Below are 25696 nucleotides of genomic sequence, written 5' to 3'. Positions count from 1 at the left end.
GAGCTCTACGCCCATCTCTTCGACAAGTCCTTCGGTAGGTATTCTCGGAAATCCGCCGATCGCGCACCGACACGGTCACCGTGCGTCATCGCATCGGCGAGTTCTTCCGCGGTGTTTCATCGGCTGGCCGATCGGCTCGGCAGTCGGCGTAATAGAAGAAAATGCGCGGCGTTCCGGTCCGGGTATCGTCCATGACGCCTCGACAACGGTCGCAGTATTCGCCGATATCGCCTATTCCTCCGCGCGAATCAAAACGATTCGTTGTCACTTCGCTGCTGTCGCGAAAAGGTTACTACAGTCTGCGCACGGTGAATTCGGTTCCCACTGTGCCGCACCTTCTTTCCGTCCGTACCGGCGCCGTACAACGTGTTGTGGTCGGCGCGGACGACTTTACGGAAAGGGTGGGTCACGAACAATTAGTCGCCGCTGGATATCGAGAAGTTTGTCGACCGCGCACATCGAACCGACCGGCTTTGTTCCCGCCGCACAATGCGCTCGGCCCGCGGAAGCCGATCGATCGCGTCCGTCGGCGTGCTCGCGGCGCGGAGGCACCACGTCGGTGTAGCCGATCCGGTGCCGACCCGATCGCGCGACGACCAGTCTCCGGCCCGGTGTGCGCACACCGGGCCGCAACCCCGAATCGGCCGAATCCGTCACTCGACAAGGGACAGCGGCCAGAAGCTACCCGGCCGGTTCTCGCGCTCCTGGTGCGACGGCGCGCCGACCCGCACAGCGGTCCGGGCCCGTGAGGCCGGGGCCGAGCGCGGCGGTCGCTGCGCTTTCCCCGCAGGTCGACAATGATCGGGGCCGTCCGGTTCACCCCTGCTCCGCACACACGAAACCCCTGCCGTTTTCTCGGTAGGGGCATTCGTAATGGGTCCCATGGTGATCACCTCGGTCACCTCGCGGTCGGCCTCCCCGGGGCTCACCGGGGCCGGCCCGCAAGACCTGCGGACAATGCGGGGGCCTTAACGGTCCCTCGTGCCGAATCACCAGATCGAAACCGGACAAGACCGGACGAAGTCGGACGAAAACGGACTGTGAATCCTTTGCCCGAGCGTCGTCACCGGAGGCTTACTGGATATGTAGCGGTCGCCGCAGAAAATAGGAAACCGCTGCAAAGCAACACTTCTCATTCAAATACGACTCGGAGTCCCACCATGGCAGCTGTTCTCACCTCCCTGACACCTTCTTCCGGCCCCGCGACAACTTTCACTTCTGTGGTGATCACCGGCTCCGGGTTCAGCAATGTCGGTCCCTTGACCGTACGGTTCGGTACCAAAGCAACCACCTTCACCATCGACTCCAACACCCAGATCACCGCCATCTCCCCTACAGGGACAGGCACGGTGGACGTCACCGTCACCATTGAGCTGGACGGCACCAGCAACGCACTGCCCTACACCTACGTCTGACCGTCCCCATCGCGTTGCGGTCGTGGTGGCGGCCGATCGAGATCCTCACCTCGGTGGGGAGTCCAATTGCTGGTCGCGGCCGGCGGTACTGCGTTTGTGCTGCGCTCGTGCCTGCCGGTCACGTTCGGCGGCCGCCACGTTCGCCTCGTTCCGGCACCGGGTTCCTCCGGCAGTCCAGTACTCGTCGGCGTAGGCGGCGATCCCGCCGGGAAGGCATCGCCGAAGTGCCGCCATCGGCGGGCTGCTGGATATGTGGCCGTAACGGCCAGTCCTGTGCTCCTGCGGGAGCACCTGTTTCACTGATCACCGATAAAGGAAAGAAAATGGCGCCTGTCATCACCTCGCTGACACCCTCTTCCGGTCCTGCAGCGGGTCTCAACTCTGTCATCATCACCGGCTCCGGATTCAGTGGGGTCGGCCCGTTGACTGTCCGGTTCGGCACGACGGCAACGACCTTCACCATCGACTCCGATACCCAGATCACGGCCATCGCCCCGCCTGGAACCGGCACAGTCAATGTCACCGTACAGGCACTGTTGGACGGCACGAGCAACCCGCTGCCCTACACCTATGTCGGGGCTCCTACCTTGACCGGCGTCAGTCCGGCTTCGGGGTCGGCGGCCGGTGGGACGACGGTCGTGCTGACCGGCACGAATCTGACGGGTGCGACGGCGGTGAGTTTCGGTGGCACTCCGGCGACGTCGTTCACCGTGAACTCGTCTACGCAGATCACGGCGGTGGCGCCCGCTCACTCGGCCGGGACGGTGTTGGTCAGGGTCACCACAGCCGGCGGCACCAGCAATGGAGTCTCCTACACCTATGTCGCGGTGCCGACACTGACCACCGTGGTGCCCAACACCGGTCCGGTGACCGGTGGCACCACGGTCGTGCTGACCGGCACGAATCTGACGGGTGCGACGGCGGTGAGTTTCGGTGGCACCCCGGCGACCTCGTTCACCGTGAACTCGTCCACGAAAATCACCGCTGTCGCCCCCGCGGGTGCGGCCGGCACGGTGTCGGTCACTGTCACCACAGCAGGCGGGACCAGCAACGGGGTGTCCTACACCTATGTCGCGGTGCCCACCCTGACCGCCATCGCACCGAGTGCCGGTCCGGTGGCCGGTGGCACCACGGTCGTGCTCACCGGCACGAATCTGACGGGTGCGACGGCGGTGAGTTTCGGTGGCACCCCGGCGACGTCGTTCACCGTGAACTCGTCTACGCAGATCACGGCGGTGGCGCCCGCCCACTCGGCCGGGACGGTGTCGGTCACCGTCACCACGACCGGCGGCACCAGCAACGGCGTCGCCTACACCTACGTCGCGGTACCCACACTGACCTCGATGGCGCCCAACGCGGGGTCGGTGGCCGGCGGGACCACGGTCGTGCTGACCGGCACGAATCTGACGGGTGCGACGGCGGTGAGTTTCGGTGGCACCCCGGCGACGTCGTTCACCGTGAACTCGTCTACGCAGATCACGGCGGTGGCGCCCGCCCACTCGGCCGGGACGGTACTGGTCACCGTCACCACCGTGGGCGGAACGAGCAATGGGGTCGCCTACACCTATGTCGCGGTGCCCACCCTCACCACCATCGCACCGAGTGCCGGTCCGGTGGCCGGCGGGACCACGGTCGTGCTGACCGGCACGAATCTGACGGGTGCGACGGCGGTGAGTTTCGGTGGCACTCCGGCGACTTCGTTCGTCGTGGACTCCGATACCCAGATCACCGCTGTCGCCCCTGCGGGTGCGGCCGGAACGGTGTCGGTGACCGTCACCACCGTGGGTGGCACCAGCAACGGCGTCGCCTACATCTACGCGGCGGTGCCGACACTGGCCACTGTGGTGCCCAACGCGGGATCGGTGACCGGCGGGACCACGGTCGTGCTCACCGGCACGAACTTGACGGGTGCGACGGCGGTGAGTTTCGGTGCCACCCCGGCGACTTCGTTCGTCGTGGACTCCGATACCCAGATCACCGCTGTCGCCCCCGCGGGTGCGGCCGGAATCGTATCGGTCACCGCAACCACAGCCGGCGGCACCAGCAACGGCGTCGCCTACACCTACGTTGCGGTACCCACCCTCACCACGGTGGTGCCCAACACCGGCCCGGTAGCGGGCGGGACCACCGTCACCATCACCGGCACGAACTTGACGGGTGCGACCGCGGTGAGTTTCGGTGCCACCCCGGCGACCTCGTTCACGGTCGACTCCGCCACTCAGATCACCGCTGTCGCCCCCGCGGGTGCGGCCGGAACCGTATCGGTCACCGCAACCACAGGCGTCGGCGCCAGCAACGGCGTCGCCTACACCTATGTCGCGGTGCCCACTCTGACCGCCGTCGCACCGAGTGCCGGCCCGGTAGCGGGCGGAACCACGGTCGTGCTCACCGGAACCGCCTTGACGGGAGCCACGGCAGTGAGTTTCGGTGGCACACCGGCGACCTCGTTCGTCGTGGACTCCGATACCCAGATCACGGCGGTCACACCTGCCGGTGCGGTGGGAGCGATACTGGTCAGCGCCACCACCCCGGGCGGTACCAGCAACGGGGTCTCCTATACCTACCTCTGAGGGCTGGTGCGGCTGGGCCGTCGGCGGGCGAATGCCTGCCGACGGCCCGGCCGCGTTACGGTCCGGAGTGGGCCGTCCTCATGGACGGCCACCGCCAAGATGCTCGACGATCGGCTGGAAAAATTCACCCCAGAAGTCACGCGTTGTACGGAAGGCGTCGGGAGTGACGAAGCGCAGTCGAGCCAAGCTCCCGGAACCGAGATTCCGTAGGACCGACGCGGGCCTCCGGACATCAGCGACCGTGCCCGCGGTCCCGCTCGCGGCCAGGCCGCTGCGGGGCGCGGGCTTGCCGGAGAGCCACTTCCCGAGTGGGACTTACGTGATCGCCGAATGCCGCTCAGGACGACGGCCGCAGCACACTTCGTCCGAGGAAGCGGCAGATACGCAGAGCCAGCGCGATATCCAGTTTCTCGTGACCGGCCTCGCTGGTCCGCGTCGCGTCGACGGCCTTGGTGATGCGATATTTGACCGTATTCCGGTGCAGGGTCATCTGTTGCGCGGTGTGCACATGGCTTTCGCCGGTTTCGTAGAAGGTGCTCAGGGTGTCCCGTAGCGTCGCTGCTTGCTCGGTGTCGTCGGCGAGTGATCCCAGCACTTCCCGTACCCACTCCCGGGTAGCGTCGAGATCTTCGGTGAGCAGTGAGACCACCGCCACGCCGGGGTCGCCGAACCCGATCGCCCGGCGGTCGGACGTTCCGGGCAAGGTGGCGACGAAGTACGCGGCCGCGGCCTGCTGATGGGAGCGGCGAAATCCGTCGAGTCCTCGGCCGGGGAGCCCGACGGCCAGCCGCATGTGGCGCGGGAGATCGGCCTCCGACCACAACTCGCCGGCGTCGACGGCGGGCCGCCGGCCGAACGGGATCCACGCCCATACCGTCCGCCGATCGATGGCCGCGACCAACGGCGGCCCATCGGCCCGCAGAATATGTGTCACCGTCCGGGTGCCGGAGTTCAGCAGGGCCATGGTGGCGGACTCGTCGATGCCGGTCGACCACAGGATCACTGCCAGGTGTGTCCGGTCGAGACGGTAACCGGTCTCGGCCTCGAACGCCGCCGGGTCCGGTGTCCGCGTCGACAACAGCGTGTGCACCGTGGAGGAGCGCACGGTGCCGCGGGCGTTCACCCACCGCATCCGTTCGGTCTCGTAGGTCGCCGAGACGTACTCGATGATCCAGTCGGTGTAGGCGTAGACGCTCTCGGTGAGGCGCTGGAGAACGGCCAGTCCCAGCGCCGTCGGCAGGTTCCGCTGTGCGACCTCGTCGTAGCAGATTCGCATCATGGTGTTCTGGCCCATGTGGTAGGCGCGGACCAGGAAATTGGCGGGAATATCGCGCTGCGCCATCCGCCGCGCGTATTCGACGGCCGCCATCGGCGGTTGCAGATGATCGACCGGGATATTGTTGGCCAAGATCTCGACCATGGTCGTCACATTGGCCTGGATACTGGCGGTCCGCAGTTCCGAGAGCTGCGGGTCGGCCCGGGTGTAGTCGATCGCGTGGAGTATCCGCCGGGTCATTCCGGCCGCGATCTCCGATTCCCGCGCGCGCAGCCCCGCCCCGATCTCCGAAACGAGAGCGGACACCCGGGCCGGCGCCGACTCCGGCTCGGGCCGGTGCCGCGGGGGGAGTGCGGAAGCGGTCATCGTGCACGAACTTTCACGGGAGAGCTGAACGAAGAGGTCGAAAGCGCGGGAAACCGTAGCGTATGTGCTCCGGCCGCCGGGCGCCTGCCGGGAGCTCGGGCCCGTCCGGCATATGTGGCAGCGGGTCGGGTGGCGTCGTGAACGATATGTGTTGTGCGCGGCGGATGATGGTACCGGTTACGCGGTGTGTTCCTGCTGCGGCGCAACACGAGATACTCGAAAGTACCGGACAAACCCCATCAGCTTCCGTAGTCGGTGTGATATGAGGCTAGCCAGCGGGCCGGGGCCGGGAAAGATCTCGAGGAACCACAATAAGGGCCCGCGTTGGGCAGAGTGCACAATCCCGGCCCGCCGCGGCACCGGAGAAGCAGCCGCGTCTCGCGGCGCGCCCGACGGAATGACCACCCCGTTCGGGCGGGCGGGGCGGACACGTCGTGTTCGACCGGCGCCGCCGGCATCGCCGATGCTGTCCAAGCCGACTGGAGGCCGGGACGAGCGATCGAGGTCTTGGTCGCTCGGCGGCATCGGCGGCCCGAGGTGGGTATACGCGGCTGCCCGGGCGAGGTCGAGCAGGTGGGTGCGTTCGGTATCGGCGAGTCGCCCTCCGGCCCGACCGCGGTGACCGCGCGAACCCGGCAGCCATCGGAAAGACTCATACTGCGCGCACGCGAGTGCTGCGTTCGCCACCGATGCCCGCCGAGCGGGGCCCGTAGGGTCAGCTGCCACCGCCGGTGAAGGCGCCGCCGAGGAGGCGACGCCGCCTGCGGCGCTCGGCTTTCCGGTCCGGCCGGGGCTGTTCCGCCGCGGGCGCCTGCTCGGTCTGCTGCTCGGTCGGCTGGTCGGGGTCACGTTCGGTCTTGCGGAAGATTCCCATGTCGTGCTCCTGTTCGGTGGGGCGATTCGAGTGATCGGCGATGGAACCCGCGGGTTGCGGATCAGGACGGTGCGGCCGGGTCCGCCGGTGCCGCGGCGGCGACGATTTCCTGTAAGGCGGCGATATGGCCGGTGAAGGCGTCGCGACCACGCTCTGTCAGGTGGGCGCGGACCTTGCGGCGGTTGCCGTCCGGTCGGCGTTCGGTGGTGACATAGCCGGCGTTCTCGAGGGTGGTGAGCTGCTTGGACAGAGCCGAATCCGACAGCCCCAGACGGTTTTTGAGGAAGGCGAACTCCGCCCAGTCGGCGGCGGCGAGCGTAGCGACCAGCGAGAGCCGGGTGCTGGGATGGATGAGTTCGTCGAAGCGGGCCTGTGTCACGCGCGGAACCACCGCCGCAGGACCCGAAGTATTTCCGGGCCGCCGAAGCCGATGATCGCCGCCACCAGCACGCCCGCCCCGATTCCGGGGTGGTGGTCGCCGTCCGCGTTCAGGACCATCGCCACGCCGAGGGTGAGTGCGACGAGCGCGAACAGCATGCCCACGACCACGAACGGGGTGCGGCGTCCGGCCACGGCCGCGCTGACCCGCACCTGCTCGGTGCGGCGCCGCCCGTTGAGCAGCCGCGAGGCGATGACCGCGTGCCCAGCGCCGAAGATCAGCGTCGCGGCGACGACCAACCATTGCGGACCGAGGTCTCCGATCACGCAGAGCGTGATCCAACCGGCGGCCATCGCCCACCAGTATCCGCGCGGCAGCCCCACCTCCTGGGCCACTCGGCGACGCGCTTGCTCGACCGTGTCCAGTGCGGCGCGTGCCTGATCCGGAGCGACGTTGTCCATGGCCACCTCACTTTCCTGCTTGGAAAGTAAGACTCCACTTTCCAGGAAGGAAAGTCAAGAGAACTGCGTGGATCGAGACCAGCCGCCGACCCGTGCGGAGTGCGGTCGACGGCGCCGGTGCGCGAACTCCCGCTGACCCGGGTGAAGGGACTCGCCGTGATGCGCGAGCGCTAGGCCGCCGATTCGGCGAGTGTTTCAGATCACAACCAGGGGCTGTCACGTTCGTGGCGGCTGTCCTGTCCAATTCTCGACCTCGAAGCCGAGACCCCTGGAGAACGCCATGAACAGCACCGAACCACACCACATCGTCGTCCTGGGCGCCGGCTACACCGGAATGCTCGCGACCGAGCGGCTGGCCTACCGGACCCGCCGACTGAACGTGCGGATCACGCTGGTCAACCCGTCGGACCGGTTCACCGAACGGCTGCGCATGCATCAGATCGCCGCCGGGCAGTCACTGGCCGACCACCGTATCTCCGACCTGCTCGACGGGACGGGAGTCGACTTCCACCGGGCGGCGGCGACCGCCATCGACCCGGCCGCTCACCGGGTGACCCTCGACGACGGCGTCGTCCTGACCTACGACACCCTGGTCTACGCGCTCGGTAGCGCCACCGACACCTCGCGGGTGCCCGGCGCCGCCGACCACGCCTGGACCCTGAACGATCCGCGCCGCGCCCGTCACTTCTCGCACCGCCTGACCGAACTCGCGCGTTCCCGGGGCGCCGTCACCGTGGTCGGCGGCGGCCTCACCGGTATCGAGGCGGCCACCGAGATCGCGGAGAGTCACCCGGAGCTCACCGTCACCCTGGTCGCCTCGGCCGAGCCCGGCTCGATGATGGGTGCGCGCGCCCGCGCCCACCTGAACCGGGCACTGGACCGGCTGGGCGTCGTCCGCAGGGTCGGCGTGCAGGTGACCAAGGTGTTGCCCGCCGGAGTCCGGTTGGCCGACGGGGAAGTGGTGCCGTCGGATCTCACCTTGTGGACAGCGGGCGTCCGGGTGCCCGCCCTGGCGGCCGAATCCGGACTCGCCACCGACGCACAGGGCTCGGTGCGCACTGATCCCACGCTGCGTTCGGTGTCGCACCGCGATGTCTACGCGATCGGCGATGCGGCGGCGGTGGAAATGGGATGGGGCCGGATTCACGGCACCTGCCAGAGCGGCCTGCCCACGGCCACCTATGTCGCCGACGTCGTCACCCGGCGGCTGCGGAACAAGAAGGTCACGCCCTTCCGGTTCGGCTACTTCCATCAGCCGGTGAGCCTGGGCCGCCGTGACGCCGTCATCCAGTTCACCCACGCCGACGACAGCCCGCGGCGCTGGTACCTGGCAGGGCGCGCGGCCGTGTTGTACAAGGAGAGCGTCAGCAGCAGCCCGGTACCGGTGTTCGCACTGAGCAAGAAGGTGAACGTCTCGGTGACGCTGTCCAAGGGTGGTCGCGCGACCAAGAGGACGGCGTGACCGTCATGGGATCGTGGAGGGAGGGCCCGGCCCTGCCCCCGCCACCGAGGTCCCCTCCGTGGCGCTGCCGATACGCCGGCGGATCCCGGCTCGCCACACCCACCGGTTTGCTCCAGAAAGCGTGAGGTCATGTCACCCGACAAGGACGCACCGGGCCGGCCGGTGCCGGCCGGCCCGGACCCCTTCCTCGAACATCGGCGCCTGCTGTTCGGCACCGCCTATCAGATGCTGGGCAGCGTCGCGGACGCCGAGGACATCCTCCAGGACGCCTGGCTGAAATGGCACGCCGTCGACCGCGACACGGTGACCCACCCGAAGGCCTATCTGGTACGCACGGTGACCAACCTGTCCCTGAATCGCCTCACCCGCGCTTCCGCCACTCGCGAAACCTATCTCGGCCCGTGGCTTCCCGAACCCGTGCTCACCGCACCGACCGCCGCCGAGGAGTCCGAAATGGCCGACACGATCTCGACCGCGATGCTGGTCGTGATGGAAACCCTGAGCCCGGTGGAACGTGCGGTTTTCGTCCTCCATGAGGTCTTCGGCCATTCCCACGCCGAGATCGCCGGATACCTCGACAAGCCCGAGGCCACCGTCCGCCAGATCGCCCACCGCGCCCGCAACCACGTCCGGTCCCGGCGGCCCCGGCACGACTGCGACTCCGGTCGGCGCCGGCAGCTCACCCGGCAGTTCCTGGACGCGGCCCACGGGGGCGATGTCAACGCACTGATGGAACTGCTCGCCCCGGACGTGACCCTCTGGAACGACGGGGGCGGCAAGGTCACCGCGGCTCGCCGGCCGCTGTACGGGCCGGACCACGTGGCGCGCTGGCTGCTCGGCGTGATGGCCAAACCCGGTTCGGCCGGCACGCGGCTGGAACCGGCCACGATCAACGGCGAGCTCGGGCTCCTGGTCGTCCTCGGTGACCATCCCGTGGGCGCCATGACCTACGACCTGCTCGACGGTCGTATCCACCACCTCCGCTTCCAGGTCAACCCCGACAAGCTCGGTGGCCTGAGCGCGTGGGCCGGCGACGCCGGGTGAGTAGGCGTGACGCCGATCCGGCCCGTTCGCCGTCCGGCGAGGCCCCGGCTTCTCCTTTCGGGACGGATGTCTCCGAGGCAGAATCGAGGGATGACAAAGGCAGTCGTGAACGGCGTCGTCATCGCGTCCAGCGACGATACGGTCATCGTCGAAGGCAATCACTACTTCCCGCCGGGTTCGGTACGAACCGAGTTCCTCGAGCCCACCGACACACATACGTTCTGTCCGTGGAAGGGCCGGGCCGGCTACTACACCGTGGCAGCCGGCGACGGTGAGCCGCTGACCGACGCCGCCTGGTACTACCCCGAACCGAAGAGCGGAGCGGCCGAGATCAAGGACTACGTCGCCTTCTACGAGAACCGGGTCGAAATCCTCGAGGATTGACCCACCGCCCGTCCCGGGCGCGGGCAGCGTCGTCCCCGCGCGCCCGGGCGTGTCCCGGACGTCCGGCGCGTCGTCGCGGCCGGAGGCGAACGGTCGCGCGTCACGCTACGAGCTCGTCGGAGTCCTCCCGCGCGCATCGCCCGGGGCCCGGTGCCGCGGGCGGAGGAGTCGGCGTCGGCGCCGCATACGCCCGGGTGCGGGCGGAGTCCTCAGCTCGCACAGCATCTGTGTGATCGCCACCCGACCGCGATCGGCGGCGTTCAGCAGGGGAGTCCACCCGGTGCGGGTACGGGCCCGGACATCCGCTCCGGAGTTCAGCAGGTCTCGGACGCGGTCCGCATCGCCTCGGTCCACCGCCGCGTGCAGGACGGTGGCATCCTCGCCGTTCGCGTCGGCGTCGGCGCCTTTCGTCACGAGCAGACTTACGATGTCGCGACGCCGGTGGGTCATCGCGATCGTTTGCGGTGTCTCGCCCAGGGCATTCTTCCGCTCCGGATCCTCGCCTACCTCGACGAGGCGTCGGACGACCTCCAGTGGCCGGTGTCGAGCGGCGGTATGCAAGGCGGTGTCACCATCGATACCGGAGTGCGCTGCTTCGCTCACCGACCCGATCACCGCCGGATCACCACCTCCCCGGCAGTGTGCGCCGGTGCCACCACGGCGCCGTCCGACAGTCCCACCACATGTTCCTCGCCGCGGCACCGCACGCGCACGGGCCTCCGTAGCGAGGAAGGTACTCGGTCGTACAGTGCCATCGACTCTGCCTCGATATTCGGCGGTACGGGCGCGAACCACGCACCGTTCGTCTGCGGTGACGATCACCGCCCTGTAGGTCGCGGTCGACTCGCTCGTACTCAGGGACGGTCGACGTCGGGGACGATGACCTCGGGCTTGAAGATCACCTTGTAGTGGTAACGGCTCACATCGGCGGCTTCGAGCTGTTCCACGAAGTAGCTCACATTGTCCGAGAGCCCGAGGAAATGCTTCTTGTATTCGTCGTTCCCGGTCTTACACGTCACCTCGAGCTGGTCGTTCTCGTCCTTGATCGAGCACATACCCTCGATGGACAGCAGGTACTTGTCGGTGATCCCGTTGAAGAACACCACGCGACGGTTGATCTCGAACCGGTCGGACTTCTCGGACAGGTTTCCCGACACCACGTCCGCATCGCTCGAGCATCCGGTCGATACGAGGACACCCGCGCACAAAGCCGCGGCAGCGGTGATGAGTTTCTTCTTCATTCCCCGGCCTCTACCTCGGTGGTAGTGAATCCCGCGACGATCATTCCGGGATGACCCATGGTAGCCCGGCCGAGCCGTCGCACGCCGGGTTCACCGGCCCACACTCGGGAAACCGGGGCCGGCGACCCGAGCGCGAACCCCGTTCGGGCTCCGCGCTTCTCGACCGCGACGCGCGTGCCGTCGTCCCGGATCCGGTCAGCCGGTCGGGCCGTGGCCGCCGGGTTCGCTGTCGTGCATTCCCAGCAGGCCGAGGGCGAAGTCGGCGTAGTGGGCGGCGATCTGTTCGGGTGTCGCGGGGCCGTCCGGCCGGAACCACTGCGGCAGCGAGGTGCACATCGTGGCGATGGCGCGGCCGGCGATTCGATCGCGGCCGGTGACCGGATTCCCCTTGCGCACGGCGGCATCGATGTCCTCGTCGAGCAGGTACTGGAGGGCGTCGCGGGAGGAGGTGATCCGGCGCCGGTTCTCCTCGGTGAGGCTGCGCATCTCGCTGGCGCCGATGAAGGCGAGCTCACGGCGGTGGGTGTGGAAGAGGGCGAGCGCTTCGACGACAAGCGCGACGCGTGCGCGGCCGGGGCCGGCCTCGCGGCGTGCCGCGCCTACCCGCCAGTGCAATTCCTCCATGGTGAGGTCGAGCGCGCGGACCAGCAGTTGCTGTTTGTCGTGATAGTGGTGATAGACGCCGGGCACGCTCATACCGGCGCGGCGAGCGATGGAGCGCATGGTGGCGCCGTGGTATCCGGTCTCGACGAACGAGTCGATGGCGGCGGCGAGTACGGGATCGATGTCCAGCGGCGGGAATTCGCGCCAGCCGCGGCGCGGATCGCGGTCCGGCTCTGGGCCGGTGTCGCGGCGGACCTCCGGTCGCGGGGCGCCGGGTGTGGGCGCCGCGTGCTCTCCGATGAGCCAGGACGCTGTGGTGCCGAGAAGAGCGGCCAGCCCCTGTAGCCGCGAGAGGGAGACGCCGGTCCTGCCGTTCTCGATGGCACTGAGCGTGGCGGGACTGACGCCGAGGTGCCGCGCCGCCGCGCGGAGCGACAGACCGGCCGCGATCCTGGCTTGCCGGGTCCGTGCGCCCACCGCGTGCTGATGATCGGAACTGTCCATGGCGTTCAGGATAGCTGAACACTCTCGTGGGTGTCACGTAGTGAATTGACAGCGATTATCGTCGCGTGCCACCCTGCGTATGAGTGAAAAGCCGAGCGATCGTTCGGCATACTGGATGGAGGAGTGGGCCTGTGGCGATCGATCTGTCCCTGCCGCCCGAGGTGCGAGCTCTGGTCGACCGGACCCGTAGCTTCGTCCGCGAACACGTGCTACCGCTCGAGGACGCGCACGACGGGGACATCACCGCGGCCGGCGGTGACCGGTTCCGCGCGGAACTGCAGCAGGCGGCCCGCGACGCGGGTGTGTTCGCACCACACGCGCCGATCGAATACGGCGGCCACGGCCTGGGCATGTGCGACCGGGCGCCCGTCTTCGAGGAAGCGGGATACTCCCTGTTCGGGCCGACGGCCCTGAACATCGCCGCGCCCGACGAGGGCAATGTGCACATGCTCGCCCATATCGCGAACCCGGAGCAGAAAGCGCAATACCTCGCGCCGCTCGCGCACGGCGAGGTCCGCTCGGCGTTCGCGATGACCGAGCCCGCGCCCGGCGCGGGGTCGGACCCCTCCGCACTCACCACCCGCGCGGTACGGGCCGAGGGCGGATGGCGGATCGACGGCACCAAATACTTCATCACCGGCGCCGACGGCGCGGGCTTCTTCATCATCATGGCGCGCACCTCCGGAGAGCCCGGTCAGCGTGGCGGGGCGACGATGTTCCTGGCACCGGCGGACACCCCGGGAATCCGGGTGGGGCGCCACCTCGACACCCTGGATCGTTCGATGGTCGGCGGCCACTGCGAAGTCTTCTTCGAAGAACTGCTGGTCCCGGAGTCGGCGGTGCTGGGGGAGGTGGATCGCGGCTTCGAATACGCGCAGGTGCGTCTCGGTCCCGCCCGGATGACCCATGTGATGCGGTGGCTCGGCGCGGCCCGGCGCGGACACGATGTGGCCGTGGCTCATGTGGCGCGACGGCAGGGTTTCGGCTCGCGGCTGGGCGATCTCGGGATGATCCAGAAGATGATCGCCGACAACGAGATCGATATCGCCGCGTCCCGCGCCCTGCTGACCCGTGCCTGCTGGGAACTCGACCGGGGTGAACCGGCCGCGAACGCCACCTCGATCGCGAAGACCTTCGCCGCGGAGGCGATCTTCCGCATCGTCGACCGCAGTATGCAGATGTGCGGCGGCCTGGGCGTATCCGCTGATCTTCCGCTGGCGCGACTCTCGCGCGAGGTGCGCCCGTTCCGGATCTACGACGGGCCTTCGGAGGTCCATCGGTGGGCCATCGCCAAACGAGCGGTCGGTGCCGCCGGACGCGCACTGCGGGAGAGCGAATGAACCTACCGGGTATGGACGTCGCGGCGCTGGAACGGTTCCTGCGCGAGCAGGGCGTCGAGGTGCGCGGTGAGTTGCGGGTGGAGCTGATCAGCGGCGGTCGGTCGAATCTGACCTTCACCGCGTCCGATGAGGTTTCGCGGTGGGTGGTGCGGCGCCCGCCGGTTTCGGGGCTCACCCCCTCCGCGCACGATATGGCGCGTGAGTTCACCGTGACCGACGCGCTGCAGCATTCCGCGGTACCCGTGGCGGGAACGGTCGCGTTCGACGCGGCGGGAACGGTTCTCGGCGCTCCCATGACCGTCGTGGAATTCGTCGACGGCGCCGTCATCCGCGACCAGGACGACCTCGCCGTCCTCGGCGACGAGCAGGTGGACGCCGCGGCCGCCGAGTTGGTGCGAGTACTCGCCGCATTGCACGCGGTGGACCCCGCGGGGGTGGGCCTGGAGAGGTTCGGTCGTCCGGAAGGGTTTCTCACCCGCCAGGTGAATCTGTGGGCGTCCCAATGGGAGCGGGTGAAGACCCGCGAGGTCGCCGATGTCGCCACACTGCACGCGGCGTTGTCGGATGCGGTGCCGCGGGAGTCGGCGGCGGCGATCGTGCACGGCGACTTCCGGATCGACAACACGATCCTCGACGCGGCCGATCCCGGGCGGGTACGAGCCGTCGTCGACTGGGAACTGTCGACCCTCGGTGATCCCCTCACCGATGCCGCACTCATGTGTGTGTACCGTACGCCGGTTTTCGACCTGATCCTGGGCACCCGGGCAGCGTGGACGAGCGACCGGATGCCCACACCCGACGCGCTCGCGCACTCGTATGCCACCGTGTCGGGTCGTGACCTCGGGGACTGGGGGTTCTATCTCGCCCTGGCGAATTTCAAACTCGGTGTGATCGGTGAGGGTATCGCGCACCGGGCACGCGCGGGTTCCGACGCCGGTTCCGCCGCCGAGGGAGCGGCCGAGGCGACTCCGGAATTCATGGCGGCCGGTTTGCGCGCATTGAAGGAAGGCCGGAATTGAGCGAGAAGTCCGCCCTCATCAGTGGCGCCAGCCGGGGTATCGGCCTGGGAATCGCGCAGCGGCTCGCCCGGGAGGGGTATGCCTTGACGGTCACCGCGCGCGACGCCGACCGGCTCGATGCCGTCGCCGCCGGCCTGCGCGCGGCCGGCGCCGCCGACGCTGTCCCGGTCGCCGCGGATATGTCCGATCCGCAGGGTGTGGAGCGGGTTCTCGCGTGCCACGCCGATCGTTTCGCGACGATGTCCGCGCTCATCCTCAATGCCGGAGTCGGCACCGCCGGCGCGCTCGCCGATTCGTCGATGCGCCGATTCGACAAGACCCTCGCGGTGAATCTGCGCGCGCCTGTACAACTCATCCAGGGGGCGCTGCCGATGTTGCGCGCGGGTGCGGCCATCGAGCCCGCGCGCGGAGCGAAGGTGATCGCGCTCTCGTCGATCAGCGGTGTGTACGCCGAGGCCGGATTGGCGGTGTACGGTGCGGCGAAAGCGGCGCTCATCTCACTGATAGCGACACTCGATGCCGAGGAATCGGGCCACGGCGTCACCGGGACCACGATCGCGCCCGGCTACGTCGACACCGAGATGAGCGCGTGGATCCACGATCGGATCCCGCCCGAGCGGATGCTCGCGGTGGACGACGTGGTGGAGATGGTCGACTCGCTGCTGCGGCTGTCGTCACGGGCCGTCGTCCCCAATATCGTGATGTCCCGGGCCGGTACCGACGGCTATCGCGCGTAGCACCGGGGTCCTCGATATGGGGCACTGGCGTCAAACGTCTCATTTGTAGCAGACTGGGCGGATGCCGGGCGTCCCACGGACGGCGCCGGTGGCAGAGCTCGAGGAGATGGCGAAACGATGACCGACGACGACAGTGAGCTACCGGCGGTCCCGGGCGTCGCCGCGGGTATCGACAGCGAGCGGGTCACCTCCTGGTTCGCCGAGCACATTCCCGGGGCCGTGCCGCCCCTGCGGTTCGATCTGATCACCGGTGGCCGGTCCAATCTCACCTACCGGGTCCACGACGGGGCCGGCGCCCGCTGGGTGCTGCGCCGGCCACCCACCGGGCATGTTCTTGCGTCCGCGCACGACGTCGTCCGTGAATCCCGGATCCTCGACCTGCTCGCCGACAGTCCGGTCCCCGTCCCCCCGGTGCTGGGCTGCTGCACCGACCACGCCGTGACCGGCGCCGACTTCTATGTCATGGAGCACGTGGACGGTATCGTTCCCGACGATGCCGCGGCCGCCGCCGGAATCCCGCGGGAGAGCCGAGCCGCCGCCTCCCGCGCCGTCGTCGATACGCTCGCGGCGATCCACGCCGTGGACACCACCACCGGGCCGTTGGCCGAGTCGCGCAGACCCGGTGGCTACCTGGAACGCCAGCTGCGCCGCTGGCACCGCCAACTCACGGCCGGCGGCGTCGGACCCGGACCCCTCTGGGAGGTCCACGACCTACTCGCCCGGCGGATACCGGAGGAGCGCTGGACCGGGATCGCTCACGGCGACTTCCGTCCGGGTAACCTGCTGATCGGTGCCGACGGGACCGTCCGGGCCGTACTGGACTGGGAACTGTGGACAGTCGGCGATGTCATGGCCGATATCGGCTGGCTGGCCGCCGCCTGGGCATCGGCCGAACCGTTCGGCTGGGCCCCCGACCCGGCCGAGGGCTACCTCGATCTCGACGCGGTGCTCTCCCGCTACGCCGACGCCACCGGGCGGGCTCTCGACGACCTGCCCTACTACCAGGCATTCGCGCTGTGGCGGCTGGCGGCCATCGCGGAGGGAGTCGCGGCCCGTTTCCGCGCCGGCGTGATGGGCGAACAGGATATCGATGTGCGGGAGCTCGCCGAGCGCCCCGCCGGCCTCGCCGAATCCGCGCGAGCGTTACTTCTCGGCTGACCGACTCGCGGCTCGGCACGGCCGGCTCCGCCACGAGTCGAACACGGCCGGACCCGCCACGGTCCACCGCGAGTGACCGGTCACCCGATCGCTGGCAGAGTTGTGTGATGTCGACTCCCAGGAGCGCGCGCCGCCGCAGGCTTTCGGCTCTCCTCGCTTCGCACAGCGATACCGAGCTGGTCGCGCTCATGGGCACGGGCCGGCCCGAGACCGTGGGCGTGGGCGGCGGCTCGCTGGTACTCGACGTCTCCGGCGTGCCGGTGTTCGCCAAACGGATCCCGGTGACCGATCGGGAACTCGCGCACCGGGGCTCCACCGCCAACCTGTTCGATCTGCCGGTGTTCTGCCAGTACGGCATCGGCGGGCCGAGTGTCAACGCATGGCGCGAGCTGGCCGCGAATATCGCGGTCACCGATGGCGAGGCGGCGACGTTCCCGATGCTCTACCACTGGCGGGTTCTGCCCGGCCGGTCGCCGATCGCCGCCGAACACGCCGACATCGACGAGGTGGTCGCCGCTTACGGCGGCTGTCCGGCCGTGCGGGCCCGTCTCGAAGCACTGGCCGGCGCGGCATCCAGCCTCGTATTGTTCTGTGAATACATCCCCCTCGCGTTATCGGACTGGCTGCGCCGGGACCCGTCGGGTAAGGCCGCCACGGTGGAGCGGCAGCTCTCGGAGATCGTGCGGTCGCTGGGTGATCGGCGGCTGCTGCACATGGACGGGCATTTCGGCAACCTGCGCACCGACGGTCAGCGTATCCATCTCACCGATTTCGGACTCGCCACCTCACCGCTGTTCGACCTGTCGCCGGCCGAACGCGAGTTCGCCGCGCGCCATGCCACGCATGACGCCCGCTATGCCGCCATGCGGCTGGTCAACTGGCTGGTGACCGATGTCTGCGGAATACCGGTGCCGCCCGGCGAGGCTCCCGACGCCCGCAACGAGTACGTCCGCCGATGTGCCGCCGGCCACCTGCCGGACGATGTATCGCCGGTCGTGGCGGCGATCCTGTCCCGGCACGCGCCCGCCGCCGCGCAGATGAACGCCTTCTACCGGAAACTGTTCGGCGGCGACATTCACGCGAAATACCCAGCGCCGTAATACGTCTTCTGCGGGCGCGGCACGCCGAGCGCTCAGGGCGGCGGCGGTGGCGCATACCGGCCGCGGTTGTCGGTGTCACCCGGCCGGATGGCGCCGGGCGCGGTGGAGATCGGGATGCTCATGGTCGCGGTCCCGGTCTTTCGCCTGGGCGTGGTGTGCATGCCGCGGTGGCGTGAGTGGGGACGACGATGCCGGTGTACCCGGCTCTTGTGCGGGGTCCGCGTCGGGCAGAGGACGACCTTCCCCGCGACGGTGCGGGAATGCGCGAGCGCCAGTGCCGCACTCGCCTCGGACAGCGGGAATTCCGCGGCGATCTGCGGAACGAATACTCCCTGCGCGACCAGCCGCAGCACCTGCGTGAGGTCCTCGCGCAGCATCACCACGCTCGCGCACCCCACCGGAGATCGAGGGCCACCCGCTCATGACGTGCGGAAGCGACGAAACAATCGGTCGCGCAGAGCAATCCCGACATTTTTCTTGCTAGTTTGTCGGCGTAACGAATCCGGTCCGCGCCGCGGGCCGTTCCCACAGGACGGAAGAAGAGGTCGATGCCGGGAACGAACTATGCGACCGACCGCCATCTGGTCGGGCGCGGGATTGCCGACATCACCGGGGAACCGGCCGAGGTCGGCATGCTCGGCTACGGCAAGGCCGATCAGCAGACCGCCGGGATACACCTGCGTTTGCGTGCTCGCGCTTTCCTCTTCGCCGACCCGCTCGTCGATCGGCGGGTACTGCTGGTCGTGAACGATCTCCCGCTGATCTTCTCCAGCATCACCCAGGAGGTGCTGCGCCGCCTGGCCGACCGTTTCGGCGACACCTACACCGAGTCCAATGTGATGCTCACCGCGACCCATACCCACTGCGGTCCCGGCGGCTATTCGCACCACCGGCTGTACAACGGCTCGAGCGGGTTCCGGCCCAAGACCTTCGCGGCGATCGTCGACGGCATCATGGAGGCGATCGAGCGGGCGCACGAGGATCTCGCCCCGGCCACGCTGCGCCTGATACACGGTGAACTGCGCGATGCCAGTGTCAATCGCTCGCGTGCGGCGTTCGACCGGAACCCGCCGGAGGACCGGGAGTTCTTCCCCGACGCCGTCGATCCACAGACCACCCTGTTGCGTATCGATCGCGAGGGCGAACCGGTCGGTGCCGTCAACTGGTTCGCCACCCACGGTACGTCGATGACGAACCGGAACACGCTGATCAGCGGTGACAACAAGGGATACGCCGCCTATCACTGGGAACATGTGGTCGAAGGCGTGAACTATCTGGCCGATCCCGATCCCGACTTCGTCGCGGCCTTCGCGCAGACCAACAGCGGTGATATGTCGCCCAACCTGAACGGTGGGCCCGGTGACGGCCCCACCGGTGACGAGTTCGAGAACACGCGGATCCTCGGCCTGCGCCAGTACGAGGCGGCGGCGAAACTCGCCGCGGGGTACATGCCGCGCATGGCCGGCAGCATCGATCACCGCCTGGTCCACGTCGATCTGTCCGCGGTGACCGTGTCCCCGGAGTTCACCGGAGACGACCGCGAGCACCGCACCGGACGACCCGCCGGGGGTGCGGCTGCCTTCGCCGGCGCGGGATACGACGGGCCCACCCACTGGAAGACCTTTCACGAGGGCCGCAATCCGGGCTGGGACCTGCTGTCGCGGTGGGCGTACCGGTTCGCGCCCGCGCTGCGGGACGCGCAGGCGCCCAAGGCGATCGTCGCACCGGGCGGGCTGCTCAATCGCTTGGGGCCGTATGTGCAGGAGATCGTCCCGATCCAACTCGTCCAGATCGGCGAGCTGTATCTGATCGGTATCCCGGGCGAGGTGACGATCACCGCCGGCCTGCGGTTGCGGCGCACGGTGGCGGCCGTCCTGGGCGCCGAACCGGCCAACGTCCTGGTCGCCGGATACAGCAATGCCTATATCCATTACGTCACCACCCCGGAGGAGTACGACGCGCAGCACTACGAGGGCGCGAGTACCCTGTTCGGTCGATGGGAGTTGCCGGCCCTGCAGCAGATCGTGGCACAACTCGCGATCGCGATGCGCGACGGTAGCGCGGTATCCTCCGGGACCGCGGCGCCCGATCTGTCGGAGTCGCAGAAACCGGCGAAATCCGAACCGCCGGTGGACTTTCCGCCGGTAGGACACGACTTCGGTGATGTACTCGGCGAGCTCGCGCCGGCATATCGCGCGGGGGAGCGGGTGACCGTCGAATTCGCCGGCGCGCATCCCGGCCACGATCTCCATCGTGGCAGCACCTACCTCATGGTGCAGCGGCGCGACGGGGAGCGCTGGCGAACGATCGCCGACGACGGCGACTGGTCCACCACCTTCAGCTGGTCGCGTGGTCCCGCCTCGAGCTCGCGAGTCACCATCGCCTGGCACAGTCCGGCCGACGCGACACCCGGCAGCTACCGGATCCGGTACTTCGGCGACGCCGTGAAATCCGGCAGCGAACGCGTCCCGATCAGCGGCACCTCGCCCGAATTCCGGATCCACGCCGAAGACCAGGACGAATGATCGCCTCCTCGATATCGCCCGGCATCTCCCCGCCCGGAGGGCCTAGCCGGCGAGATGCCGGGCGACAACCAAGCGCTGGATCTGGTTGGTGCCTTCGAAGATCTGGGTGATCTTCGCTTCGCGCATGAGCCGCTCGACCCGGAAATCCACGGTATAGCCGTAGCCGCCGAGTACCTGGACCGCGTCGGTGGTCACCTTCATCGCGGCGTCGGTGGCGACCAGTTTGGCCACCGAGGCCTGACGCGAGTAGGGGAGTCCGGCGTCGCGCCGGCGGGCGGCGTCGAGATAGGTGGCGCGGGCCGAATCGACGGCGGCGGCCATATCGGCGAGAAGGAAGCCGAGGCCCTGATGGTCGATGATCCGGCGGCCGAACGCGGTGCGTTCCTTCGCATAGGCGACTGCCTCGTCGAGGGCCGCCTGCGCCAGCCCGACCGCGACCGCGGCGATCCCGAGCCGGCCGGAATCCAATGCGCTGAAGGCGATCTGCAGGCCCTGTCCTTCGGCGCCGATCCGGCGTTCCGCGGGAACGAAGGCGTTGTCGTAGTGCGCGGAGGTGGTCGGCACGGCGTGCAGGCCCATTTTCTCCTCGGGTTTACCGAAGTCGAGGCCCGCGGTTTCCTTCGGCACCAGGAAGCAGGAGATTCCTTTGGAGCCCTCGCCGGTTCGGGCGAACAGGTTGTAGAAATCTGCGATTCCGCCGTGGGTGATCCATGCCTTGGTGCCGTTGATCCGGTACCCGCCGTCGGCGGTTGTCGCCTTGCACGTGAGCGCGGCCGCGTCGGAACCCGCCTGGGGTTCGGACAGGCTGTAGGCGCCGATCGTGGCGCCGCCCAGCATGTCCGGCAACCACTCCCGTTTCTGCTCCTCGGTGCCGAAGACCAGCAGCGGATGACAGGCCAGGCTGTGCACGCTGACCGCGACCGCGACTGCCGCCCAGCGTGCCGCGAGTTCCTCGAGGACCTGCAGGTACACCTCATAGGGTTGTCCGCCGCCGCCCCACTCCTCCGGGTACGGCAGGCTCAGGAGCCCGGCCTCGCCGAGCGTGGTGAAAACACCCGCGGGATAGGTATGGGCCTTCTCGTGCTCGTCGACGATCGGCGCCAGGGTCTTGTCGGCGATCTCGCGGGTGAGCTGGACGAGATCCCGCGCCTCCTCGGTGGGCAGAAGTCGTTCGACGGCCACGGGCTCTCCTCGGGACGATACGGGCATCAGTACTTTGTTCTGGCTCACAGTACTGAACCGGTCGGCGGTACTGCAAGGCGTCCTTCAGTACCATCCTGGGTATGGAGCAACGCCCGTCCTTCGCCACCGCCCGCCGTACCGAACTGTTCGACTCGTTGGTCGGCCTCTTCCTGGCCGAGGGCTTCGCGCATCTCACTCTGGACGTTATCGCCGCCCGGCTCAAATGCTCCAAATCCACCCTGTACACCCTGGCGGGCAGTAAAGAGCAGCTGGTCACCGCCGCGACTGTGCATTTCTTCAAACGGGCCACCGAGCGGGTGGAAGCCGGCGTCGCGGCCACCACCGGCCCGCGCGAACGGATCGCCGCCTACCTCGCCGCGGTCGGTGACGCGCTCTCCGGGGCCTCGGACCGGTTCATGGCCGACCTGGACGCCTTCGCTCCCGCCCGCGAGGTGTACGAGCGCAATACCCGGATCGCCGCGGGGCGGGTGCAGGAGCTGATCACCGACGGTGTCACCACCGGCGATTTCCGCGGCGTGCACGCCGCCTTCGCCGCTGACCTGGTGGCCACGATGATGGTGCGGATCCAGCAGGGCGGGGTGCGCGCGGTGACCGGTCTCGACGATGCGAGCGCCTACCGCGAACTTGCGGCCATCCTCACCACAGGGATCAGCCGGTGAGATCTATCGACCTCGTTGCCCGGAAGCCCGCGGCCGCCCGCTTCGATTCCCGGGGCCGGGCGACGGTCCGGGGCGTTTTCTCGACGCGAGATGGTCGTGCCCGCTCGCCGAGGCACAGCGGTTCCGGGTGCGGCCTGCCGGGAATCGAGCAGTGCGGTGGGCATGTGGTGGTCGCGGCGGCCGGCAGTCGCGCCGTGGTGGACTTCCCCGGCTTCGAGACGCCGATGACGACAACGCGCCGAAACCGTATCCGCGGAGTGCTCACGGTCCTTCCGTAGGGGCACCGTGCGGGGGCGCCGGGCCGGAGGTCCGCGGGCTCGGCCCGGTCGAGCCGGCCGGGTACTCGTCGAGGGGTACGAGGTCGCGGGACCAGGCCGAGATGACCGGGTCGACGACGCGCCACGCCTCTTCGGCTTCGTCCGCGCGCAGCGACAGTGCGGGGTTACCGTTCAGGACATCCAGGAGGAGCCGCCCGTAGGCCGGCAGTTCGGGAGGCTGGATCTGCGCGGACATGGTGAGTGGTACCAGCGACTCCGCGTCACCGCCGAGGGCGGTCAGCGCCATGGTCATGGTCTCGGGGTCGAGGCCGAACCGGAGTACGTTGGGCTGCGCCGTCCCGTATCGGCCGAAAGGCAGATGGGGCACCGGCCGGAAGTGAACGGCGACCTCCTTGCGGTCGGCGGCGAGCGCCTTGCCGCTGCGGAGCACGAATTCCGTTCCCGACCAGCGCCAATTGTCTAGTGTCAGTTCGATTTCGGCGAAGGTCTCGGTGCGGTGCCGCGAGTCCACCCCGTCCTCGTCGATGTAGGACGGCACGCGGCGCTCCCCGATCGTGCCCGCCGAGTAGCGGGCGCGCCGGGTGCGGCCTGGAATCTCCGCGTCGGTCAGCGGCCGGAGGGTTCGCAGCACATCGACCTTGCGGTCGCGCAGATCGCGCTCGGACAGCGTGATCGGCGGTTCCATGGCGACCAGGCAGAGCAGTTGCAGGAGGTGGTTCTGCACCATGTCCTCGAGTGCGCCCACCCGGTCGTAATAACCGGCTCGGCCTTCGAGGGTGAGGGTTTCCTCCCAGATGATCTCTATTCTGGCGATATGCGAGCTGTTCCAGATCGGTTCGAGGACGCGATTGGACAGCCGGCTCCCGAGCAGGTTCTGCACGGTCGTCATGGCGAGGAAGTGATCCACCCGGAAGACGGCTTCTTCGGGGACCAGATCCGCGAGCAGCCGGTTGAGCTCGACCGCGCTCGTCAGATCATCCCCGAACGGTTTCTCGAGCACGATCGTGCTGCCCGGGGGCAGTCCGACCTGATCGAGGGTTTTCACCGCGGTGGCGAACAGGCCCGGCGGAAGGGCGAGATAGACCGCGACGGGCCCGTCCCCGGCGACAGCCGCCGCCACCGTGTCCGGATCGCCGATATCCGCGCGCCGGAACCGGGCTGCCGCGGTGATCGCGTGACAGGCCTCGACCGGCACCTCTCCGGCGTGCCGGTCGAGTTGGGTTTCGACCCAGGTCGTGAATTCCGCCGCGGTGCGGTCTTTGCGATCCGCGCAGACGACGCCGAAGCCGTCGTCGAGCCGGCCGGCGGCCCGCAGCGCGGCCAGACCGGGCAGCAGATAGCGGCCCGCCAGGTCGCCGGTGCCGCCGAAGATCACCAGTCGTGAGATCATGCCGTCGCTCCCGCCGCACGTGCGAGGTTGACGCCGCCGGCGATCACCCCGATATGGCCGAATGCCTGTGAGAAGTAGTCGCCCGTGCGCGCCCCGGCGAACGGAAACCGGAGATACCCCGCCGGCCGGTGGGTGAGCCGGAACGGTGCGCCGATATCGAGCATGCCACCTCGCTTGCGCCGATGTACCGCGGCCGACGGAACGGGCCGATCTAGAACCTGATCAGCACCTTGATGACATCGTCGATCTTTTTGTCCGAGATCTCGAACGCCCGCTCCATCTCGTCGAACGCGAACTCGTGCGTCGTCATACGCGAAGGGTCGACCCGCCGGCCCGCCACGATCCGCAGGAGCCGCTCCATCCGTAACCGGCCACCCGGGCAGAGCCCGGTCGCGATGGTCATATCGGCCATCCCGACTCCCCAGTCGGCCCGGGGAATGTGCACGTAATCCCCCTCGCCGAAATAGCCCACATTGGAGACGGTGCCGCCCGGCCTGGTGATCCTGATCGCCGTCCGGAACGTGGCGTCGGTCCCGAGCGCCTCGATCGTGGTGTCGACGCCCGTACCGCCGGTCAGTTCGAGTACCCGCGCTTCGACATCCTCGGTCGTGAAATCGATGATCTCGTCCGCGCCGTACGTCCGGGCCAGCTTCTGCCGGGCCGGAACCGACTCCACACCGATGACCAGGCCCGCGCCGCACAACCGCGCCCCGACCGTCGCCATCAGTCCCACCGGCCCCTGCGCCAGAACGGCCACGGTTCCGCCGATCGGGATATTGCCCTTCTCCGCGCCCATGAAGCCGGTCGAGAGCATATCGGCGCAGTACACCGCCCGATCGTCGGGCACATCGTCCGGTATCTTCGCGAGGTTCGCGTCGGCCTCGTTCACATGGAAGTACTCCGCGAACACACCATCCTTCGAATTGGCGAATTTGAAACCACCCAGTGGACCTCCGGACTGGGACGGAAAACCGTTCTGCGAGGCGGGATCACCCCAATCCGGGGTGATGGCACCGGAGAGGACCCGATCACCCGGGCGGAGGTTCGCGACCTCGCTTCCGACCGCGTGCACCACCCCCACCGCTTCGTGCCCGAGCGTCAAATCGGTCCTCGGGCCGATTCCGCCCCTGACGGTGTGTGAGTCGGATGTGCAGATGAGGGCGGTGGTGGTCCGTACGACGGCGTCGTTCGGGCCCGGTTCGGGTATCGGCTTCTCGGTGAAACCCACCGAGCCGATCTCTCTCATGACAAAAGCCTTCATTGCTCACCTCTCGAGGATTCGGAGGCAGTTCGGATACCGGTCCGATCCGCCGAGCGGGACTGCGATGTTTTCGCTGAGCCGTCCACTGTCGTGGTCCCCGGACGCGGCCGGGCAGGGTGAATGGAGTCGGGGCCGCACAGCGCCCTCGCCGCCACGCGAATGGTTGCCGGCCGTGTTTCGCGGTCGAGGGCGGGACCGACGCCGGGGGTCTCACTACCGGTCATGGCGGGCAGTGTATGACCTGGTTCAGCGGGTGCACGTGACCGTCGGCGGGGTCGGAGATTCCCCCTGACCGGTGTGCCGCCCCTGTCCCGACGGGGAGGGCGGGCATCCCGTCGTTTCGTCGGCCTTCGAACAGCCGCGGCGTCTCGTCCGCCACACCGCGGGCTTCGTTCGACGCTTCGACGCTTCGACGCTTCGACGACCGCACGGCCGACCGAGGTCGGC

The 25696-nt window shown here is 68.4% G+C and carries 24 protein-coding genes; 12 read left to right on the top strand and 12 right to left on the bottom strand.

The annotated features are described in order from the left end of the window. Positions 1–1160: 1160 nt before the first annotated feature. Positions 1161–1415 (top strand): IPT/TIG domain-containing protein, encoded by a 255-nt coding sequence (locus ABZV91_RS14535; protein ID WP_355240689.1) that lies wholly within the window; start codon positions 1161–1163, stop codon positions 1413–1415. A gap of 323 nt (positions 1416–1738) precedes the next feature. Next, on the top strand, positions 1739–3985 hold the full coding sequence (locus ABZV91_RS14530; protein WP_355240686.1) for an IPT/TIG domain-containing protein: 2247 nt from the start codon (positions 1739–1741) through the stop codon (positions 3983–3985). 337 nt (positions 3986–4322) lie between these two features. On the opposite strand, the gene ABZV91_RS14525 is transcribed toward ABZV91_RS14530, so the two are convergent. The 4 genes from ABZV91_RS14525 to ABZV91_RS14510 form a co-directional block, all read right to left on the bottom strand. Further along, positions 4323–5627, bottom strand: coding sequence for a helix-turn-helix domain-containing protein (locus ABZV91_RS14525; protein ID WP_355240683.1), 1305 nt, complete (start codon positions 5625–5627; stop codon positions 4323–4325). Positions 5628–6342: 715 nt separating this feature from the next. After that, positions 6343–6501, bottom strand: a complete 159-nt coding sequence (locus tag ABZV91_RS14520; protein ID WP_355240680.1) for a hypothetical protein — start codon at positions 6499–6501, stop codon at positions 6343–6345. 61 nt (positions 6502–6562) lie between these two features. After that, positions 6563–6880, bottom strand: coding sequence for a transcriptional regulator (locus ABZV91_RS14515; RefSeq protein WP_355240678.1), 318 nt, complete (start codon positions 6878–6880; stop codon positions 6563–6565). Beyond that, entirely contained in the window at positions 6877–7341 is a 465-nt protein-coding gene (locus ABZV91_RS14510; RefSeq protein WP_355240676.1) for a hypothetical protein, read from the bottom strand. The genes ABZV91_RS14515 and ABZV91_RS14510 overlap by 4 nt, the downstream gene beginning before the upstream one ends. 280 nt (positions 7342–7621) lie before the next feature. On the opposite strand from ABZV91_RS14510, the gene ABZV91_RS14505 reads away from it, so the two are divergent. The 3 genes from ABZV91_RS14505 to ABZV91_RS14495 all read left to right on the top strand — a co-directional run bounded on the left by ABZV91_RS14505 (position 7622) and on the right by ABZV91_RS14495 (position 10231). After that, positions 7622–8803: an FAD-dependent oxidoreductase gene (locus ABZV91_RS14505; protein ID WP_355240673.1), complete on the top strand. Its 1182-nt coding sequence runs from the start codon at positions 7622–7624 to the stop codon at positions 8801–8803. A gap of 129 nt (positions 8804–8932) precedes the next feature. Further along, positions 8933–9847, top strand: a complete 915-nt coding sequence (locus tag ABZV91_RS14500; protein WP_355240670.1) for an RNA polymerase sigma-70 factor — start codon at positions 8933–8935, stop codon at positions 9845–9847. A 90-nt stretch (positions 9848–9937) separates the two neighbouring features. Beyond that, entirely contained in the window at positions 9938–10231 is a 294-nt protein-coding gene (locus tag ABZV91_RS14495; protein WP_355240667.1) for a DUF427 domain-containing protein, read from the top strand. 105 nt (positions 10232–10336) lie between these two features. Here the strand turns inward: ABZV91_RS14495 and ABZV91_RS14490 are convergent, their stop codons facing one another. The 3 genes from ABZV91_RS14490 to ABZV91_RS14480 form a co-directional block, all read right to left on the bottom strand. Next, the gene (locus ABZV91_RS14490; protein ID WP_355240664.1) at positions 10337–10834 is read right to left on the bottom strand and encodes an ankyrin repeat domain-containing protein; all 498 of its coding nucleotides are present in this window, start codon (positions 10832–10834) and stop codon (positions 10337–10339) included. A 251-nt stretch (positions 10835–11085) separates the two neighbouring features. After that, positions 11086–11472 carry a hypothetical protein gene (locus ABZV91_RS14485; protein WP_355240661.1) on the bottom strand — a complete coding sequence of 129 codons (387 nt, stop codon included), beginning with the start codon at positions 11470–11472 and terminating at the stop codon, positions 11086–11088. 195 nt (positions 11473–11667) lie between these two features. Continuing rightward, positions 11668–12579 (bottom strand): TetR family transcriptional regulator, encoded by a 912-nt coding sequence (locus tag ABZV91_RS14480; protein ID WP_355240658.1) that lies wholly within the window; start codon positions 12577–12579, stop codon positions 11668–11670. 131 nt (positions 12580–12710) lie between these two features. Between ABZV91_RS14480 and ABZV91_RS14475 the strand changes: the two genes are divergently transcribed. The 5 genes from ABZV91_RS14475 (at position 12711) to ABZV91_RS14455 (ending at position 17933) form a co-directional block, all read left to right on the top strand. Continuing rightward, positions 12711–13919 (top strand): acyl-CoA dehydrogenase family protein, encoded by a 1209-nt coding sequence (locus ABZV91_RS14475; protein WP_355240655.1) that lies wholly within the window; start codon positions 12711–12713, stop codon positions 13917–13919. Beyond that, positions 13916–14938 (top strand): phosphotransferase family protein, encoded by a 1023-nt coding sequence (locus ABZV91_RS14470; protein WP_355240652.1) that lies wholly within the window; start codon positions 13916–13918, stop codon positions 14936–14938. The genes ABZV91_RS14475 and ABZV91_RS14470 overlap by 4 nt, the downstream gene beginning before the upstream one ends. Further along, positions 14935–15675, top strand: coding sequence for an SDR family oxidoreductase (locus tag ABZV91_RS14465; protein WP_355240649.1), 741 nt, complete (start codon positions 14935–14937; stop codon positions 15673–15675). Before ABZV91_RS14470 ends, ABZV91_RS14465 begins: the two co-directional genes overlap by 4 nt. A gap of 117 nt (positions 15676–15792) precedes the next feature. Next, positions 15793–16833 (top strand): phosphotransferase family protein, encoded by a 1041-nt coding sequence (locus tag ABZV91_RS14460; protein WP_355240646.1) that lies wholly within the window; start codon positions 15793–15795, stop codon positions 16831–16833. Positions 16834–16940: 107 nt separating this feature from the next. Further along, a complete protein-coding gene (locus tag ABZV91_RS14455; RefSeq protein WP_355240643.1) occupies positions 16941–17933 on the top strand; it encodes a serine/threonine protein phosphatase in 993 nt (330 codons plus the stop codon). A 32-nt stretch (positions 17934–17965) separates the two neighbouring features. On the opposite strand, the gene ABZV91_RS14450 is transcribed toward ABZV91_RS14455, so the two are convergent. Continuing rightward, a complete protein-coding gene (locus ABZV91_RS14450; protein WP_355240797.1) occupies positions 17966–18310 on the bottom strand; it encodes a zinc-binding dehydrogenase in 345 nt (114 codons plus the stop codon). Positions 18311–18481: 171 nt separating this feature from the next. On the opposite strand from ABZV91_RS14450, the gene ABZV91_RS14445 reads away from it, so the two are divergent. Next, positions 18482–20458 (top strand): neutral/alkaline ceramidase, encoded by a 1977-nt coding sequence (locus ABZV91_RS14445; RefSeq protein ID WP_355240640.1) that lies wholly within the window; start codon positions 18482–18484, stop codon positions 20456–20458. A 42-nt stretch (positions 20459–20500) separates the two neighbouring features. Here the strand turns inward: ABZV91_RS14445 and ABZV91_RS14440 are convergent, their stop codons facing one another. Further along, on the bottom strand, positions 20501–21640 hold the full coding sequence (locus ABZV91_RS14440; protein WP_355240637.1) for an acyl-CoA dehydrogenase family protein: 1140 nt from the start codon (positions 21638–21640) through the stop codon (positions 20501–20503). Positions 21641–21741: 101 nt separating this feature from the next. Here ABZV91_RS14440 and ABZV91_RS14435 point away from each other — a divergent pair, with 101 nt between their 5' ends. Next, on the top strand, positions 21742–22320 hold the full coding sequence (locus tag ABZV91_RS14435; RefSeq protein ID WP_355240634.1) for a TetR/AcrR family transcriptional regulator: 579 nt from the start codon (positions 21742–21744) through the stop codon (positions 22318–22320). 261 nt (positions 22321–22581) lie between these two features. On the opposite strand, the gene ABZV91_RS14430 is transcribed toward ABZV91_RS14435, so the two are convergent. From ABZV91_RS14430 to ABZV91_RS14420, 3 genes are read right to left on the bottom strand one after another with little or no spacing between them, the layout of a single operon-like run. Further along, positions 22582–23988 carry a glucose-6-phosphate dehydrogenase gene (locus tag ABZV91_RS14430; protein WP_355240631.1) on the bottom strand — a complete coding sequence of 469 codons (1407 nt, stop codon included), beginning with the start codon at positions 23986–23988 and terminating at the stop codon, positions 22582–22584. After that, entirely contained in the window at positions 23985–24152 is a 168-nt protein-coding gene (locus ABZV91_RS14425; RefSeq protein ID WP_355240628.1) for a hypothetical protein, read from the bottom strand. Before ABZV91_RS14425 ends, ABZV91_RS14430 begins: the two co-directional genes overlap by 4 nt. A gap of 47 nt (positions 24153–24199) precedes the next feature. Next, positions 24200–25234, bottom strand: a complete 1035-nt coding sequence (locus tag ABZV91_RS14420; protein WP_355240625.1) for an NAD(P)-dependent alcohol dehydrogenase — start codon at positions 25232–25234, stop codon at positions 24200–24202. Positions 25235–25696: the final 462 nt, after the last annotated feature.

The organism is Nocardia sp. NPDC004568 (assembly GCF_040609955.1).
GTDB lineage: Bacteria > Actinomycetota > Actinomycetes > Mycobacteriales > Mycobacteriaceae > Nocardia.
This window is presented reverse-complemented; position numbering and strand designations above follow the sequence as displayed.